This window comes from Kitasatospora sp. NPDC034035 (assembly GCF_055575755.1).
This window is the reverse complement of the sequence record NZ_JBVISA010000034.1, coordinates 14,763-30,909: the sequence shown is the minus strand read 5'-3', so window position 1 is coordinate 30,909 and position 16,147 is coordinate 14,763. Positions and strand designations below refer to the sequence as shown.

The window sequence follows — 16,147 nt, the reverse complement described above, 5'->3', positions numbered from 1 at the left end:
CTTGCGTTGGGTCACCACTGGATGAGTGCGGATTCGATCGTTGAACCCGGGCCCATGGTCATGAGCACGCCGTAGTCGCCGGGGCGGACCACGCCTTCCTGCAGGAGCCGGTCGTAGGAGAAGAGGAACGAGCCGCTGGAGACGTTGCCGAAGTCGCGCAGCACGGTGATGGTGTGCCGCAGGTCGTGGCGGGTCAGCCCCAGGTTGACGGCCACCGCGTCGATGACCTTCTTGCCGCCGGAGTGCACCAGCCAGTGCGTGACGTCGTCGCGGTGCAGCGACGTGCCGGCGAGCAGCCGGTCGACGACGCCCTCCACGTGCGCGCCGACCAGGTAGGGGATCTGCGGGTCCAGGAAGAAACTGAAACGGTCCTGGTCGCGGTCCCAGTCGTAGCGCATCGCATCCATGGCGTCGACGATGGTGACGCCCGCGGCCTTCAGGATCCGGGGGCCGTCGAGGTGGCGGCCGGGCCCTTCCTCCTCTTCCTCGGGCCCTTCGCCACCGTCCGGGTCGGCCATGACCGCCACCGCCGCGGCGCCGTCGCCGAAGAGGCTGTTGACCACGGCCGTACGCATGGTGGAGTCCATCGTGTAGGCGGCCGAGCAGGCCTCCGAGCAGACCATTACGGCCAGCCGGCCCGGATTCGCCGCGGCCCAGTTGCCGACCACGGCGAGCGCGTTGAGCCCGGCGTTGCAGCCCATGCCGACGATGTCGGCCCGCGCGGTGTGCCAGTCCATGCCGAGCTCGCGGATCAGCAGCGCGCTCAGGCCCGGGGTGAGGAAGCCGGTCGAGGTCACGCAGCACAGGTACGCCACCTCGGACAGGTCGGCCCCGAGCCGCTTGAGGCACAGGGCCAGCGCGTCCGCTCCCATGTTCACGGCCCAGGCCTTGTGCTTGTCCAGGAGGTCGCCCTGGGACTCCCGGAGCCTGGTGCCGTCCGGCGCTGCCGGGGGCAGCACCAGCGAGCGCTGCCGGATGGAGCCCAGCAGGAAGACGGACCGCACCTTCCGGTCGGTGATCCCGAACAGGTCGAGCAGTTCCTCCTGGGAATAGTGTTCGGGGGGCACGGCGGTGCCCACGCTCAGGATGCGCGGGGCCGTGGCGATCAGTGCTCGGTCCAGGGCCGTGGTCATGGTGCGTCACTCTCCGTTCCGGTGCCGGGCACGTCCTTGCCGTGCGCTCCGTCGCCGTGCGTCTCGCTGCTGAGCGCCTCCACGAACCGCGCGAGCCGCTCGACCCCCTCGGCCACCTGCCCGGGCGTCAGACAGCTGATGGAGAGCCGGATGTCCTGCTCGCCCCCGCCGTGCGGATGGAAGAACTCCATGGGCGTCCAGATCACGCCGAAGTCGCGGGCCGAGCGCTCCAGAGCCGCGGTGCCGGTACGGAAACCGGTGCGCAGAGTGAGGAAGAAGCCGCCGTCGGGACTGTTCCAGTCCACCCCCAGCTCCCGGCGACGCCCCTCGGGCAGCCACCGCTCCAACTGCGCGAGCGTCTCGGCCATGCTGCGGCGGTAGTGCTCGGCAGCCTTCGCGTTCAGGACGGAGAGCCGGCCGTCCGCGCTCAGCAGCGCACCCGCCACGGCCGCCTGGCTGAGCGAGGAGGTGTTGACCGTGACCATGCTCTTCACCTTCGCCAGGTCGTCCGCGAGCAGCCGGACTCGCCCGCAGCCGTCACGCACCTCCTGGTCGGCCACGACGTAGCCGACCCTGGCACCGGGGAACAGCGTCTTGGAATAGGTGCCGAGCTGGATGACGCTCCTCGACCCGTCGAGCGCCTTGAGCATGGGGTGGCGCGGCCCGGGGCCGCTCAACCGGTAGGGACTGTCCTCCAGGACGAGCAGCCCGTGGCGCCCGGCGAGTTCGAGCAGTGCGGTGCGCGTCGGCAGGTCCAGCGTGGACCCGGTGGGATTGGCGTGGTCCGGCACCACGTAGACCGCCCGCGGCCGGCGGCCCGCCGCGCGCTGCGCACGTACGGCCCCGTCGAGGTCCGCCACCACCAGCCGCCCGTCGCGCTCGGGCACCGCGACCACCGGGATGTCCAGCAGCCGCGCGGCCCCGATGATGCCGACATAGCAGGGAGTCACGAGCAGCAGCACGTCCTCGGGCGTCGCGAACAGTGTCCGCAGCGCCAGGAACATCGCTTCCTGCGCACCGACGGTCACCACGATCGACTCGGGCGCGACCTCGAGCCCTTCGTCCTGCCGCAACGAGTACGCAATCAGCTCCCGGATCTGCCCCGCGGCCGGCCCGTACTGGTAGAAGCCGCTGCGCACTTCCGCCAGCTCCGCGCCCCGGCTCTCCAGGTACTTCGCGTACCGGCGCAGGTGCGCATGGACCTCCTCGACCTCGAAGAAGCCGTCATAAGGACGCCCCGGTGCGAAGGACACCGCGTCCGGGTAGCTGAACGTGATCTCGTTCAGGAAGTTCATCCGGTCGAGAACCGGATCCTCGATGCTCGAGTGCAGCGTTGTCGAATCGAGCACCATGATGCCCGCCTTTCCGTGGACGAGCCGCAGTCGCCCGACGTGACCGTCACAGGAAGCGATGCGTGTCCACCGGCGGTTCGCCGGTATCGTCCTCCTGCTGCGGTCGGCCATCGGCCGGTTTCGACTTCGGCTTCATGACGGCCCCTCGGGCCCGGCCGCGGGCCCCGGTCCCCGGCAGCGTCACCGTGAGTGCACCAACCGCCCGGCGATGCGGGGCGTGGTGCCCACGCGCGAGAAAACGGCCGTCGAAGGACCGGGCGAGGCGACGCGAGGATGTCGGGCATCCGAGCACGCCCTGCCGCCACTTCGCGCCGGCCACGGATATCGAACGGATACCTGGAGCACAGGGCCCTGTCTGCTGTTTGTCCTCGTTCCAGTACGCGCCCCCGGGCAAGAGCCTGTCAAGCGCTGAGGGTTTCCGGGCCGCTACAGCCTGCTGCCGCCAGGGCCCCGGGGCCGGTGGCGTGGTGCATGATCGACGCGTCGGGTCTTCGTCCGGCGCTTATTGGTTCGCGGCCCACGGGTCCACGGACGCGGACGCCGAAGAGCCGATCGCAACCCGGGACCGGCGCGTGACCGCCGGCCGGCAAACCCCTTGGGCGGGTGCATGGTTGACGCGGCCGTCGCGGACGCCCGGCGGATGAGGGACTGGAGCCCGGAGGTGATCCGGACATGGCGCTGTGGGCGCCGATTTCGCGGGCCTCAACCGGCGAGCCTTCCGGGTCCGGTTCGCCACCTGTCGGATCGTCATCGCCGACCAGGGCCGGGAGTCGATCTGGTCGTGTGGCGTGCGATCGCCGGTGCCCATCTGGTGCCGCTGGTTCGCGCCGGCGCACGCTTCGAGAACGGTGTCCTCGTCGAACGCGAGGAGCAGGCAGCTTGATCGGCTGAAGGAGCCACCAGCCGACCCATGGCTGAGCTGACCTGTCCTCAGCCAGGCTGATTTGGGGCGGCGAGAGCTTGGTGCGACTGGACTACCGCGCCCAGCGTCCCATGGCCGGCGCGGTGCCGATCAGGCACTCGATACCGGTCGGGAAGCCGACGAGGGCGTAGGCGGTCAGACGCAGGTGGCCCTCAAGGCAGACCAGGTTGTCCTGCCGCTCTCCGACGAGGATGAGCGGAGGAAATCGCTCGCCTCTGATGAACGCGTGGGCCGCATCGACGAACGGTTCGTTGGGCACGTCGAACGCCCGTAGACCTGCCTTGACGCGTGCGGCCGCGTCGGCCGGCCGGCGGCTGCCACCCGACAGTTCGACCCAGTAGGAATAGTCGAGGTAGCGCACGCCGGCCGCCTCGTCGGCGGACAGGAGTGCCCTGGTCCACGTGACGTGAACGGGGAAGTTCTCGAACAGGTCACGGTTCTCGCCGTACCCGCGCGTCGCGGCGAGCAGAGCGCGACGTGCGAAGTTCGCTCCAGCGTCGGACAGGTCCGGATGCGTCAGCAACTGCTCGGCCTGCCCGGCTGCCGCCAGATGAGACCGGAGGTTCCGGCCGAACCTGCCGCTGGCCAGCTCGCCGTTCAAGAAGCAGGCGACCATCTCGTCCTCACTGCTCACACCCAGTACCTGCACGACCGTCAGCATAGGACCGACCCGGCTGGGCACCGCTGATGGGGATGCCCGACCGAAACTCCCCAGGGTTTGCTCGACTCCCCACTTGGTTGACCGGTAAACGATGAGGTCGGGGCCGGGCCCCGGACCGCCTTGGCTCAGCCCAGCGCGTCCATCAGGGAGGTGACATAGGCATCCAGCCGCTCCTCCACAGTTCGTGTCGTCAGCTCGGTCCGTCCTGTCTCCCGCCACGGCTGCGCCACCCACTGCACTTCCTCCGAGAACGCCAATGGTTCCCGCACCTGCCAGTACAGCCGCTCGTCCGCGGCCGTGGCCAGCATCCCGCCGGCCTCCTGATACGCCTCGGTGAAGCGCAAGCCCCACGCCGGCCCGTGCAGCAGCGCGAGATTGGTGGAGCAGTGCGCCACGTCGAGGTCCGCCGGGCCCCAGGAGGCCGCCGCCCAGTCGACGACGCCGGTGATCCGGGCACCGGCGGCACCGGCCGGGTCCTCGGGCGACAGGTCGAACAGCACGTTGCCGGGCTGGAAGTCCCGGTGCAGGAACCGCCCTTCGTAGCGCGGCGCGGGCCTGCGGATCACGTCGATCGCGGCGGCCCAGACCGCGACGTCGGCGCCCTCGGGGGTCACGACAGTGTCGGCGGTCGTCAGCGCCACGTACTCCCAGGGCCGGACGGGCGGCCGCACCGCGTGGACCGCCACGAGTTGACGGGCCAGCAGGGGCAGGCGCGCCTCCAGCCCCTCGTCGTCGAGGACCGTCCGGCCCGGCAGGTGGGTCATGAGGAGCGAGGGGTACTCGCAGTACGCGGCGGTCGGATCGACGGCAACGAGTCCGGGAGCCCGCACGCCGGTTCCGGTGAACGTGGTCAGGGCGTGGGCCTCCCTGTGCAGGAGGTCCTCGGCCGGCCCCTGCCGGGTCGGGTCGACAAAGGAGCGCAGCACCAGGTGCCGGGTGCCTCCGGCCCGCGTGCCGATGGTCAGCCTCCGCATGTCAGCGGTGGCGCCGCCGTGCAGCGCCTCGACTCCGACGATCCGCTCGCCGGCCTCCAGGTGCCGACCCACCCAGGCCAGTGTCAACGGTCGGACAGTCGCCGCCTCATCATGATGGGTCACCGTGCCACCTCATCATCCGGACGACGGCACCCGCGACCCCTTACGGGCTGTCCGCAAGTCAGCGCGGTGGAGGGAAAGTTGGGCGCGCAGGTCTGTCCGCACCCATAGCCCGGGGGTGGGGAACTTCAAAGAACCATCACCGCAGCCTGCTCCGCGCGTCATCTCGTCCACAGGTCTTGACCATTGCTCCCTCGCCGCCCGTTCCCACACTCGGGCGCAGGCCGCCAGCTGCGTCGCGGTCTGCTCGTCGCCGGCCCCGGGGCGAGGAGGGGGTTGGGCGGGCCGCAGGCCTCGCCGCGGGTGCGGGCGTCGGTGACGCGTGCTGTCAGGGGCGGACGGGCGGCGGGATGCGGGCCACGAGTTCCTGGGCGACCCGTGTCAGGTCTGCGGTGATCTCGTGCGGGGACCGCTGCTGCCCGCCGCGCTCCCAGTGCCCGGTCGCCGCGTCGATGACGGGAGCCAACTCCTCGCACCGCCCGTAGGCCTCCGCGACCTCGTAGAGGATGAGCGAGGTGCCCTCGAAGGGGTCGAGCCACCCGCCGACGATCTCGGTGGCCCACCAGCGGGCGAGCGCCAGGCGGCTCTCCCAGTAGCCTTCGGGCGGGTGGAAGCCGAATCCGAGCTCCTCCATCACCTGGCCGAACAGCTCCGAGGCCTGCTCGTGCTCGAGGCGGCTCAACGCGGCGAGGTGCAGCAGCGACGGTGTGTAGACGCCTGCGCTCAGGGCACGCAGTGCGGCTTCGACCAGGAGCTCCGGGTCGCCATGCCGGCCGTCGACCCAAGAGTGGGCGATCTCCCGCAGTTCCCGCACTGCCTCGGCCACGGTCTCGGGGGGTTCGCTCGTCGACATGGCCGCATGCTGCCACGCACAGGAACGGCACGCCACATCGATACTGGGCCGTCACCGAGATGGACCGGTCCTACCCACGCGGCTCGAGGGCCGTGGCGCGGGATCGCCGGTGGGTCGGGCCTCGCTCCAAGCCGACCTGGCACCTGCCCAGGCCCGCAGTACGCGCCCGGCCGCCCGCCTCCGGCAGCTCGGGAAACGGCACGCCCGGGCCATGGGCGTCCAGGTCTGGCAGGAATCGGGGCTCGAGTCGAACGCGCGTCGGCGCCACCAGGTGGTTGCCGACAGTCACCCGCGATGTGATCTGGATCCCCTTGAGGCGGGTGCCGGACCGGGGTGGCCCGTGACGGTTCTCACGCGCCCCGCGCACCTCCTACCCTTCCTAGTAGGACGTTCCCCGGCCCCGCCCCCGGCGCCGGCCCGGCCGACCGCCGCCGCTGCCGTGCTCCCGCGCGTGCGGCCGGGCCTCCGTTGTTTCCGCAGCTCAAACCGGTACAAATCGCCACAAAAGTCCAGATCTGGTCAGGTTTGACCACCCGGTCGACGGGTACCGGCCCGCGTCCGACGGGCACGCTCGCCCGGCTCGGCTACGACGCCGCGTCGTAGCGGGCACCCCTTGGAACCGGCCGCCACCCCCGCTAACAATGGCTCAGTCGCCGGCTGCGACGGTGGTTCCATCCGCTGCCGCAGCTCCCGTTCGGCGGTCACCACTCGTGACCGCCCCGGTGCCGACTCCCGCCCGCCGGCCCTGCTGGGCCCGCCGAGCCGCGGGGCCAGGCACCCCCACGATTGAGGTCGAACCCCCACATGCCCGTGATCTCCACCCGCATGCGCAAGTCCGCCGCCCTGCTCACCACCGCCGTCGGCATCGCCGCGATCGGCGCCGCCATCGTCCCCACCGCCGCCTCGGCCACCACCCCGCAGTCGCTGGCCGCGAGCATCGTCCCCGCCGACCAGCTCGCCTCCTTCGACCAGATCATCTCCCACGAGAGCGGCTGGAACGTCACCGCGACCAACCCCTCCTCGGGCGCCTACGGCCTGGCCCAGGCACTGCCGGGCAACAAGATGGCCTCCGCCGGCGCCGACTGGAAGACCAACGCGGCCACCCAGATCAAGTGGGCCTACGACTACATGAACAGCCGCTACGGCAGCCCGAACCAGGCCTGGGCCTACTGGCAGATCCACCACAACTACTGACCGGCCCCACCCGCCGATCCGCCGCCCCACCCACCCATACAGCCCACGCACGTTGCCGCTGCTCTGCCCTCGTGTACCTCGTGCACGTGGTCCGACCGCCCCCGCCTCAGGCATCCAGAGGGGAATCGCCCGCTCGCCGAGGGAGCGGTCCCATGCACGCCGAAGAACGGGCCCGGTCTGCCGAGGCACGGAAAGGCAAGGCACCGGCCCGCCGACCCCAGGCCGCGAGCCCGGCGCCGCCCCCGGGCCTCCCTGCGCCGCAGAGCACCGCCGGCAACGCGGCAGTGGTCCAGATGCTCCGCCGGACCGGAGCCCGAGGCCCCGGAACGACACCGGCACGACGCCGACTGCCACCACCGGCAGACCGGGCACCCCGTACTGCGAACTACTCGATGGCCGCCGGGGTGACGGGGGTGACGGGGGTGAAGAGGTTGACGAGGTTGCCGTCGGGGTCGCGGAACAGCAGTGACCGGTTGCCCCAGGGCATCGTGGTGGGCCCGTTGACGAAGTCGGTGACGAAGTCGGTCAGGTTCTGGTGAACGCGGTCCACGTCGTCGACGAGGAACTCGGTGATCACGCTGTGGTTGTCCGCCGGGTGGGCAGAGCCCGGGGCGAACAGCGGGACGGTGCGGGTCCCGGCGATCGCGAGGGTGGCGCCCGCGGTCCTGAGTTCGGCGAAGTCCTCGGTGGCCCACGTCGCCCGTGCCCCTGTGGCTCGCTCGTAGAACTCGACGAGGCGCGCCACGTCGCCGGTGATGATGCGGATCGAGACGAAGTCCATGGGAATCTCCTTGGCTGTGCTGAAAGCGTGCACGCCGCAGGCTAGGAGAAATAGTGGACAGAATCGGTCCTGTATTCGCGTTAGGCTGCGAACATGCCTGGCCCCACCGGCCGCGTACTGACACTCCTGGAGCTGCTGCAGTCGGGCGGCACCCGGACAGTGGCCGAACTCGCCGACCGGCTCGGCGTCGAAGGGCGCACCGTGCGCCGGTATGTGGACCAGCTGATCGACCTCGACGTGCCCGTGGAATCGGTGCGCGCGGCCGCTACGGCGGCTACCGGCTCGCCCCCGGGTACCGCTTGCCTCCGCTCCTGCTCAGCGACGACGAGGCACTGGCCGTGCTGCTCGGCCTGGTCGTCGGCCGCCGAGCAGGGTTGACGACGACGGAGCACACGGCAAACGAGACGGCATCGGCGAAGATCCGGCGAGTGCTGCCCAAGCACATCGCCCGCCGGCTCGACACACTCCTGGAAGCTCTCGCCTTCACCGATCAGCCCGGCGACTGAGCGCTGGCTGCGCGTCGAGCTGCGGGCGGAGCGGCTCGACCGGTTGCCCCCGGTACTCGCCTCACTCGACCGGCCGTTCGTCATCGAGCGCCCCGCTGAGCTGCGCGACCTCGTCATCGCGCTCGCCGATCGCCTGACGTCCTACGCCCGCCGAGCCTGACCGCGAGGACCCGATGTCATGAGATGGCACAGGCGTGCTCACCGCAGCTCGCCGTGCGCTGCGAGGCGACGGTCCTGGTCGTGGTCACCAACGAATGGCTGCGAGCAGGACGGTGCGGAGCCGGGAAACACATGGAATGTCCACCGGTGACCTGCCACTCTGGCCGGGTGCTGCTCAAACTGACGGGTTCCAGTTGCTCGGGGAAGACCACCATCGCCCATGCCATCGGTGAACGGATCGGCGGGATCGTCGTGCACGACTTCGACGAACTCGGTGTTCCGGACGACGCGGACCGGATCTGGCGGAACCGAACGACCGAGATGTGGGTGTGCCGTGCACTGGACTACCAGCGGCACGGACTCGATTTGCTGCTGACCGGCCAGTCTCCGCTCGGTGAGGTTTTGGCCGTTCCGTCGGCACCGCTGCTGGAGGGAATCGCGGTATGTCTGGTCGACGTGTCCGACGGGATCCGGCGCCGCAGACTCACCGAACGCGATCCGGGCCGGTGGGACACGCCAGCCGTCGAAGCCTTTTTCGGCTGGGCCGACTGGCATCGCAAGCACGCCCAGGACCCCCGGCACCGGCCGGATGTCATCACCGACGGCAGCTGGTCCGAGATGGTCTGGAACCGCTGGACCGACTGGACCGTCGGTGACCGACGATGGTCCACCCATCTGATTGTCACCACGGACCGGTCCGTCGCGGACTCCACCGACCAGGTGGAGCTTTGGGTTGCCAACCAGCGCGAGGCCTTGCGGTCAGGCCTTCTCGGGCTGTCACGAGGCTGGACGGACCGGGCATTTCCCGAAGGAAAACCTTGATCCACCTTCGCAACAGACCTAGAAGGCTGATGAAGATCTTGCTGTGGTCGGGGCTGCCGCCATCAGGCGGCAGCCCCGACCTGCCAGGTGGTGCCGTTGTGGGTGAGTCCGAGGTTGATCAGGGTCCGGAGGTTGAGGGCTGAGGCGCGGGCGTGGAGCCAGGCGTTGTTCTTGATCGTTCCCCGGTAGCGCAGGCGCCGGTTGCCGTGGCCGACGAGCCAGGCGACGGCGCGTTCCACGGGTGGGCGCCGGCGGCGGTAGGTAGCTTGCCAGTCGGGTGTGCTCGCCGCCTGGCGGGCTTGGGACATGAGGTCGTGGTCGGGGCGGATGGTGACGATCCGGCCGGCCTTGGCCCGGCTGCACCGTTCGCGTAGGGGGCATCCGGTGCAATGGCCGGTGAAGACCGCCTTGCGCTGCATGTGTCGGCCGGACGGTGCGGACAAGGCGACGGTGTGACCGGCGGGGCAGGTCGCTGTGGCGGCCGCGGTGTCGATGGCAAAGTCGTCGAGGCTGAAACCGCCCGGGACGGCGGTCGTCAGTGGGGCGGGGTTTGAGGAACAGCCGGTGCCCTGCTTCCCGCAGGGCCCTGCGGGTCGGCCCCGTGGAGTAGGCGGTCTCGCCGAACGCGTCCACCGGGTTCAGGCTCGTCGGCGAGCAAGTCGAGGGCGACCTGGGCCTCGTGGTGCTCGCCCCCGTTGCCGGGGGTCAGCTCGACGTCGGTGTAGATCGTGGTCTCGGGCTCGACGGCGAGGTGGGCCTTGTAGCCGTCCTGGCGGTGGGTGCGGGTCTTGTGGACGTGGCGGGCCTCGGGGTCCGCAGGTCTTCCGGTGAGACCGGGAGCCACTCATCGGGTGACCTGGTGACTCGGGGCGGAGTGTCCCGAGAGGCGTTGCACGCACCATCACTATCTTATGACTTTGGGCCCCGGGGCTGCCTCCCTGACAAGACGCGCGGTCTCGGGCCCAGCCCGCTGGAGGAGCCGACGAGGACTCAGTCTGATCGTTGACGCGGGCTCAGTACGCCCGGACCAATGGCCGGCTCGGCCACTCGCCGCAGTGCGCGTCGCCCGGACGGTTGCCGTTCCGGGCCTGGACGACAAAGGAGAAACCCATGCGCATCCGATATTCCGTAGCCGCCGCAGCCGCGATGGTTGTCGCCAACGCCGGAGTAGCCGGTGCCGCGCCCGGAGACACGGCGATCACGTTCTCCGTCTCGGGTGGTTCGTTAGCGATCTCGGTCCCCGCCGGCCCGGCGGGCCTGGGGAGCGGACTGCCCGGAAACTCCGTCAGCGGACAACTGGGCAATGTCACGGTCACCGACTCCCGAGCTCTGCTTACGGCCGCCTGGACCGCGTCCGCGATCTCCACCAGTTTCAAGACGGGCGGCGGCACGGCTCCGGAGACGGTCCCGGCCAGCTCGGTCTCCTACTGGTCGGGAACCGCGAGCTCCACCACCGGCGTGGGCGTCTTCACGCCCGGCCAGGCCACGTCGGCCCAGGCCCAGAGCCTCAACGTCAGCCGCACCGCCTACAGCCTCACTGCGGGTACCGGCAACAACTCCGCGACGTGGAACCCCACGCTCGTCGTCGCGATCCCCGCCGCTGCGGTGAACGGCACCTACGCCGGGACGGTGACTCATTCGGTCGCGTAGCCCAGCCGGCCTGTGGCGCACGACCGCGGATGTCCGCTGAACCTGGCGGGCCCGAATGCGTTCACCGGCAGCGGATGGCGGCATCAGGCGACGGAGTGGGTCACGGTGCCGGTGTAGGTGCCGACTGCCGCGGCGGCGGGGACCGCGATCACCACCGTGGGGGCCCAGCTCGTGGAGTTGTTCCCGTTGCCGGTGGTGGTGAAGCCGGTTCTCGAACTGCTGAGCGACTGTTTTGCCGAGGCGTCGCTCTGGCCCGGCGTAGCCGTCACGGTTCCGTTCGTGTTCGTCGCGGGTCCGGACCAGTACGAGACGTTCGTGGTGGTGATCGTCTCGGCGGACGAGGCTCCGCCGGTGGTGAAGTTCGTGGCGGACACCGTCGCCGTCCACGTGCTGGTGGCCAGTCCCCGCCCGTCCGAGACGGTCACCGAGCCGAGGGCACCGCTGATGGTGCCACCGGGCGCCGCGCTGCCCAGGCCCGCCGTGGCCGGCACGCTGATCGACAACGTGCCCGTGGTCGGGATGACGGTGATCTGGGAGCTGTTGCTGCCACTGGTCTCGACGCTGTCCACGACCGCGCGGGTGAAGCTGGCCTTGCCTCCGGATGCGGCCGTCAGCTTCCCCGCGGCCGTATAGATCACGCCGCCGGCGGTGATCCACGTGCCGTTTCCCGAAACCGTGACCCCCGCGGTGTTGTTGCGGTCGGCGATGATCGAAAGACCGGTGAAGGCCCCCGTGGTCGGTGCGCTGAGCGTGGTCTTGCCTCCGCTCTGGTCGGTGAAGGACGCACCGCTGGTGCCCGCCGCGCAGGCGGTCGGGTAGGAGGGGCAGGCGAGGTAGATCGTCACCCCCGTGCCGTTCACCTTCCCGCCGGAAATCGTCATGCCGTTGGTGCCGGTGATGACGTACGTGCCGGGATTGAGGGTGAGCGTGCCGGACAGGGACGAGATGCTGGTGTACACGCCCGGGCTGATCGTCTGGTTCCCCGAGATGTGGTTGACCGAGGGATACGGCGGGGTCGGTGTCGAAGGACAGGCCGATGCGGCCGGGCACTGGGCCAAGGCGGCGTAGGGGTCGGTGCCGGCGGGCTGGTTGACCGGGGCCGGGCTGTACGAGCCGCCGCTCGCGGTGGCGAAGCCGGCCGGGGCCGCCGGGCCGCCGATGGTGCCCCCGTTCGCGATGACCGAGGTGGTGCCACTGACGAGCGCGGCCTGACTGTTCGTCGAGTTGACCAGGATGCTGCCGGTGACCTGGACGCTGCCGGGGTGGACGTACAGGGCGTCTGCGGCACTCGCGTTGAGGACGCACAGACTCGCCGCACACGCGGTCGCGGCCCGGGCGGCATCGGACGGACCGGTCACGACCCAGGCCAGCGCGGACGCGAGGGCAAGGACCATGGCACAGACCGCGCGTGACAGACGGCACCGTCCACGCCCGCGGTTGAGGCCCACCGGCCCAGGGGGCTGGGGAGTCGTCATTTTCGGGCCGGGGAAAGGGTTTCCTGGATGGCCAGGCAGCGGTAGGACTCCGTGCCGGTTTGGATAAGGGTTCAGCGGAAGGTGATCCGGTCGGCGATGGCCGCGCAGACGCGGGCGTCGCCGAAGGTCTTGCAGTATCGCGTCGATGAAGACCTTCACCGGCTCCAGCACACTCGGCCGCGGAGGAGGCGCCTTCCGCTTCGGCGGCACTGGAGACTCAAACGCCAGCCGCACCGTACGCCGCGACACCTTGAACCGAACCGCCGGCCCCCGACCCGACAGCCCCTGCTCGCGCTCGGCCCACCGGATCCTCCCGAACAGCACCTCACGAGACCTGTGCACCAGCGGTCTCCCTTACCAGGACTGTGATCAACAAGCACATCGTGACCGCCAGACGGCCCACAACCGCCGATTACGCCGAAAGCGGCATGTCACAGACCATCACACGGGTGGAGCCCGAACTCGCCGAAAAACTCCTGGTACCTGAACCCACCGGAAGCGTGGAGCCCAATCACCTCGAAAAACTCAGCCGGACGAGGCGCACCGCCGGCCGCCCGGGGTGGCGACGCGACCATCGAGGCGCTGGGGATGCTGATGACGGCGCTGGAGTACACCGAGCGGGCCCGCGGCCACCTGTACACGGTGCACCACATGACGGGCGGCGCCGACCGGATGCTCGCCGAGGCGGTGCGGATGCTGTGCCGGGCCGGGCGCGGAGAACAGGCTGACCTGGTCGAACAAGAGATCCTCGGCCGGGACGTCATCCCGGGCATGTGGACCTATCAACTGGTCGAGGCGTACGACGACAGCTACTACCGGGTGTTCACAGCGGTGGAGCAGCAGATCCGTCAGGATCTCGCCGGCGGCCGCCGGCACCTGACCGAGGCCGGGATGCAGCACGCCGCCCGCACCGCCGCCGCAGGCACACCGCCCCGTAGATCGGTTGCCGCTGGGAGTGAGGCGCAGGCAGCCGGGCCCCACGCGGCCGGCACCGTGCTCGATCCAGCCGAGCGCGCGGCCGTCCTTGCGGACGGAGAGGAGGCCGGGGGGCTCGGCCAGGGCTGAGGCCCGCGTCGACTCCACGCCTGTGTCCGCGAAACCTGACGCGTTTCCGTCACGCTGTGGAATCATCGCCTTGCCCGCCGACGTGGCGGCCGGGGTCGGGGGACACGGAGGGGTCGGGGTGGCGGCTGCGCAGGGAGATCGGATCGGGCCCTACCGCATCGTCGGACGGCTGGGCGCCGGGGGCATGGGCCAGGTGCTGTTGGGACGGGCTGAGGACGGCACGCTCGCCGCGGTGAAGACGATCCGCCCGGAGCTGCTGGACAACCCCGACGTGGGAAACCGCTTCCGGCACGAAATCGAGGCGCTGCGCACGGTCGAGAGCCCCTGGGTGGCCCGGCTCCTCGGCGGCTCGGCCGATGCCGAAGTGCCGTGGCTGGCGAGCGAGTTCGTGGCCGGGCCGACGCTCGACCGGGCGGTGGCCGGTTGCGGTCCGCTGCCCGTCGCGGTAGTCGCGGGGATCGGGGTCCGGCTGGCGGCGGCGCTGTCCGACGTGCACGGCAAGGGACTGTTGCACCGCGATCTGAAGCCCGGCAACGTCCTGCTGTCCGCCACCGGCCCCAAGCTCATCGACTTCGGCATCGCCCGCGCCGCCGATGAGGAGACGGCCGTGTCCGGCGGGACGATGCTGGGCTCGCTCGGGTACATGGCTCCCGAGCAGGTCCTGGACGCCGGGCAGGCCGTATCGGCCTCGGACGTGTTCTCGTTGGGTGCGGTCCTGGTGTACGCCGCCACCGGGCGGGGCCCGTTCGGGGAGGCCGAGCCCGCCGTGCTGCTGCACCGGACGGCCCGTGCCGAGACCGAACTGGGCGCCGTACCGGTCGAGTTGCGCGGGATCGTGGCGGCCTGCCTGCTCCGGGAGCCGGCCGACCGCCCCACCCCGGCCGAGCTGGCGCAGGCGCTGCAGTGTCCCGACCCGGCCACGGGCTGGCCGGCGGAGATCACCCGGATGATCGCGGAGAGCAGCGCCTCGGCGCAGGCCGCGGCCCTTGCGCCGCCGCCCCGCCCGACGAATGCCGCGGCGTCCACCGGGGCCGGCCGTCCGGCGAGGCGCCGCAGCCTCCTCGTGATCGCCGCTGCGAGCGCCTTCGTCCTGGCGGCGGCCGGGACAGCAGCCGTCCTGCACTTCGGAGTCGGCAGCGGGTCACCGGCCGACGGGCAGCCCACCCCGTCGGTGGCCGCCACCAAGGCACCCCCGGCTGCCGCGACGCTCACGGGTGTCACCGAGCAGGGCGGGCCAGGCCACAACGCGGTCTTCACCACGGCGCAGACCCGGCCGCCGAGCGGATTCCAACCCTGGGCCGCCTACCTGACCGACCAGCCGACCGGCTGCTCGCTCGGTGCCGGCACCCTGGTATGCCGCCTGGTGGACGGCAGCCTCCAGGCCCTCGACACCGCCACCGGCCACGAGCGCTGGCGCGTGGACCTCCCGAAGGATCCCGGCGCACCGGACCAGCCGACGACCAACAACGGCCTGCGCCTCATCCCCGACGACGGCGACGACCCGGCGATCAACGGCAACCGCGTCGCCAGCCGGGACGCCGACGGTGCGCTGCGAGTCCAGGACCTCACCGGCGGGCGCGTCCTGTCGACCACCCCCTTCGGCAAGGACGTAGGTCTCGCCACCGAGCCGCTCGCGGACGGGGACCGGCTCCTCCTGTCGCTGTGCCACCGAGGCGAGGAGATCGGCTGCGAGTTCACCCTGGACGCCTCGACCTTCGACGGCGGGCAGCCCACCTGGAGCCGCCCGCTGGGCCGCAACGGCCCGACCACCGTCAAGCTCCACCTCAGATACGGCCCCGTGGCGGGCGACGGCCACACCGTCTACGCCGCCACCTCCGACGGGCTCGCCTCCTTCGACGAGGATACTGGCGCACCGATCGCGACAATGCCGGGCGCCTGCGGCCCACTGGCCGTGACCGGCACGACCGTGCTGTGCCGGACCGCCGACGGCGGGCTGGTGACCGCCGGAGCCAGGGACTTCGCCGGGTCGAAGGACATCAGCGGGGACAACCAGCGACTCCACGACCAGAAGACGGTGATCACCGCGACCGACGGCACGGTGATCACCGCCCAGAACGCGTCGGACGGCTCGATGTCCGCCATCGACGCCGCCACCGGAGCCCAGCGCTGGCGCCTCGCCGTCGACAAGCCGCGCGGCGGAGACTCCACGGTGTACCCGACCGCTGCCCGGCCGATCCTGCTCGGTACGAAGGCCGTCACCATGACCGATGCCCGGCTGCTGATCGTCCCGGCGAACCCGGAGGGCGGCGCGGCACCGGCACCCACCACGGTCGACCTGGCGAAGCCCGCCGGGTCGCCCGGCCCGCACGCGACGCTCTCCTCCTTCGCCGAGTACGGACACCCCCGGGTGCTCGCCCTGGACGGGATCCTGATCGCCGTCGGCGCAGACGGCGCGGTACACGCCGTCGAGGCCCCACAGTGACCCTGGCCAGGCCGCACCGGGATGTCATGACCCGCCC

The 16,147-nt window shown here is 70.9% G+C and carries 14 protein-coding genes and 2 pseudogenes; 7 read left to right on the top strand and 9 right to left on the bottom strand.

Features of this window, described 5'->3' with window-relative positions; all coding sequences use genetic code 11:
* Positions 1 to 11: 11 nt before the first annotated feature.
* From dpgA to ACZ52J_RS34525, 5 genes are all read right to left on the bottom strand, one after another.
* Positions 12 to 1,133: a 3,5-dihydroxyphenylacetyl-CoA synthase DpgA gene (gene dpgA, locus ACZ52J_RS34545; protein ID WP_465624432.1), complete on the bottom strand. Its 1,122-nt coding sequence runs from the start codon at positions 1,131 to 1,133 to the stop codon at positions 12 to 14.
* Complete coding sequence (locus ACZ52J_RS34540) at positions 1,130 to 2,596, bottom strand: aminotransferase-like domain-containing protein (RefSeq protein WP_465624430.1); 1,467 nt, start codon at positions 2,594 to 2,596, stop codon at positions 1,130 to 1,132. The genes dpgA and ACZ52J_RS34540 overlap by 4 nt, the downstream gene beginning before the upstream one ends.
* Before the next feature lie 863 nt (positions 2,597 to 3,459).
* Entirely contained in the window at positions 3,460 to 4,056 is a 597-nt protein-coding gene (locus tag ACZ52J_RS34535) for a hypothetical protein (RefSeq protein WP_465624428.1), read from the bottom strand.
* Between the two features lie 137 nt (positions 4,057 to 4,193).
* The gene (locus ACZ52J_RS34530) at positions 4,194 to 5,165 is read right to left on the bottom strand and encodes a phosphotransferase family protein (RefSeq protein ID WP_465624426.1); all 972 of its coding nucleotides are present in this window, start codon (positions 5,163 to 5,165) and stop codon (positions 4,194 to 4,196) included.
* A 325-nt stretch (positions 5,166 to 5,490) separates the two neighbouring features.
* Positions 5,491 to 6,015 (bottom strand): hypothetical protein, encoded by a 525-nt coding sequence (locus ACZ52J_RS34525; RefSeq protein WP_465624424.1) that lies wholly within the window; start codon positions 6,013 to 6,015, stop codon positions 5,491 to 5,493.
* An 804-nt stretch (positions 6,016 to 6,819) separates the two neighbouring features.
* Here ACZ52J_RS34525 and ACZ52J_RS34520 point away from each other — a divergent pair.
* Positions 6,820 to 7,209, top strand: a complete 390-nt coding sequence (locus ACZ52J_RS34520; protein WP_465624423.1) for an aggregation-promoting factor C-terminal-like domain-containing protein — start codon at positions 6,820 to 6,822, stop codon at positions 7,207 to 7,209.
* A 385-nt stretch (positions 7,210 to 7,594) separates the two neighbouring features.
* Here the strand turns inward: ACZ52J_RS34520 and ACZ52J_RS34515 are convergent, their stop codons facing one another.
* Positions 7,595 to 7,990 (bottom strand): VOC family protein, encoded by a 396-nt coding sequence (locus ACZ52J_RS34515; protein WP_465624421.1) that lies wholly within the window; start codon positions 7,988 to 7,990, stop codon positions 7,595 to 7,597.
* Positions 7,991 to 8,083: 93 nt separating this feature from the next.
* On the opposite strand from ACZ52J_RS34515, the pseudogene ACZ52J_RS34510 reads away from it, so the two are divergent.
* The 3 genes and pseudogenes from ACZ52J_RS34510 to ACZ52J_RS34500 form a co-directional block, all read left to right on the top strand.
* Positions 8,084 to 8,490, top strand: a pseudogene (locus ACZ52J_RS34510) (helix-turn-helix transcriptional regulator); the annotation flags it as partial.
* Positions 8,491 to 8,539: 49 nt separating this feature from the next.
* Positions 8,540 to 8,656 (top strand): hypothetical protein, encoded by a 117-nt coding sequence (locus ACZ52J_RS34505; protein WP_465624419.1) that lies wholly within the window; start codon positions 8,540 to 8,542, stop codon positions 8,654 to 8,656.
* Between the two features lie 167 nt (positions 8,657 to 8,823).
* Positions 8,824 to 9,477, top strand: coding sequence for a DEAD/DEAH box helicase family protein (locus ACZ52J_RS34500; RefSeq protein ID WP_465624417.1), 654 nt, complete (start codon positions 8,824 to 8,826; stop codon positions 9,475 to 9,477).
* Positions 9,478 to 9,539: 62 nt separating this feature from the next.
* Here the strand turns inward: ACZ52J_RS34500 and ACZ52J_RS34495 are convergent, their stop codons facing one another.
* Together ACZ52J_RS34495 and ACZ52J_RS34490 are read right to left on the bottom strand one after the other, a co-directional pair.
* Complete coding sequence (locus tag ACZ52J_RS34495; protein ID WP_465624514.1) at positions 9,540 to 9,971, bottom strand: transposase; 432 nt, start codon at positions 9,969 to 9,971, stop codon at positions 9,540 to 9,542.
* Between the two features lie 41 nt (positions 9,972 to 10,012).
* Positions 10,013 to 10,321, bottom strand: coding sequence for a transposase (locus tag ACZ52J_RS34490; protein ID WP_465624415.1), 309 nt, complete (start codon positions 10,319 to 10,321; stop codon positions 10,013 to 10,015).
* Positions 10,322 to 10,587: 266 nt separating this feature from the next.
* On the opposite strand from ACZ52J_RS34490, the gene ACZ52J_RS34485 reads away from it, so the two are divergent.
* Entirely contained in the window at positions 10,588 to 11,127 is a 540-nt protein-coding gene (locus ACZ52J_RS34485) for a hypothetical protein (protein WP_465624414.1), read from the top strand.
* A gap of 83 nt (positions 11,128 to 11,210) precedes the next feature.
* Here ACZ52J_RS34485 and ACZ52J_RS34480 read toward each other — a convergent pair whose 3' ends face one another.
* Positions 11,211 to 12,521: a hypothetical protein gene (locus ACZ52J_RS34480; RefSeq protein ID WP_465624412.1), complete on the bottom strand. Its 1,311-nt coding sequence runs from the start codon at positions 12,519 to 12,521 to the stop codon at positions 11,211 to 11,213.
* 640 nt (positions 12,522 to 13,161) lie between these two features.
* Between ACZ52J_RS34480 and ACZ52J_RS34475 the strand changes: the two are divergent.
* Together ACZ52J_RS34475 and ACZ52J_RS34470 are read left to right on the top strand one after the other, a co-directional pair.
* Positions 13,162 to 13,514, top strand: a pseudogene (locus ACZ52J_RS34475) (hypothetical protein); the annotation flags it as partial.
* A 271-nt stretch (positions 13,515 to 13,785) separates the two neighbouring features.
* A complete protein-coding gene (locus ACZ52J_RS34470) occupies positions 13,786 to 16,110 on the top strand; it encodes a protein kinase domain-containing protein (protein ID WP_465624411.1) in 2,325 nt (774 codons plus the stop codon).
* Positions 16,111 to 16,147 lie beyond the last annotated feature (37 nt).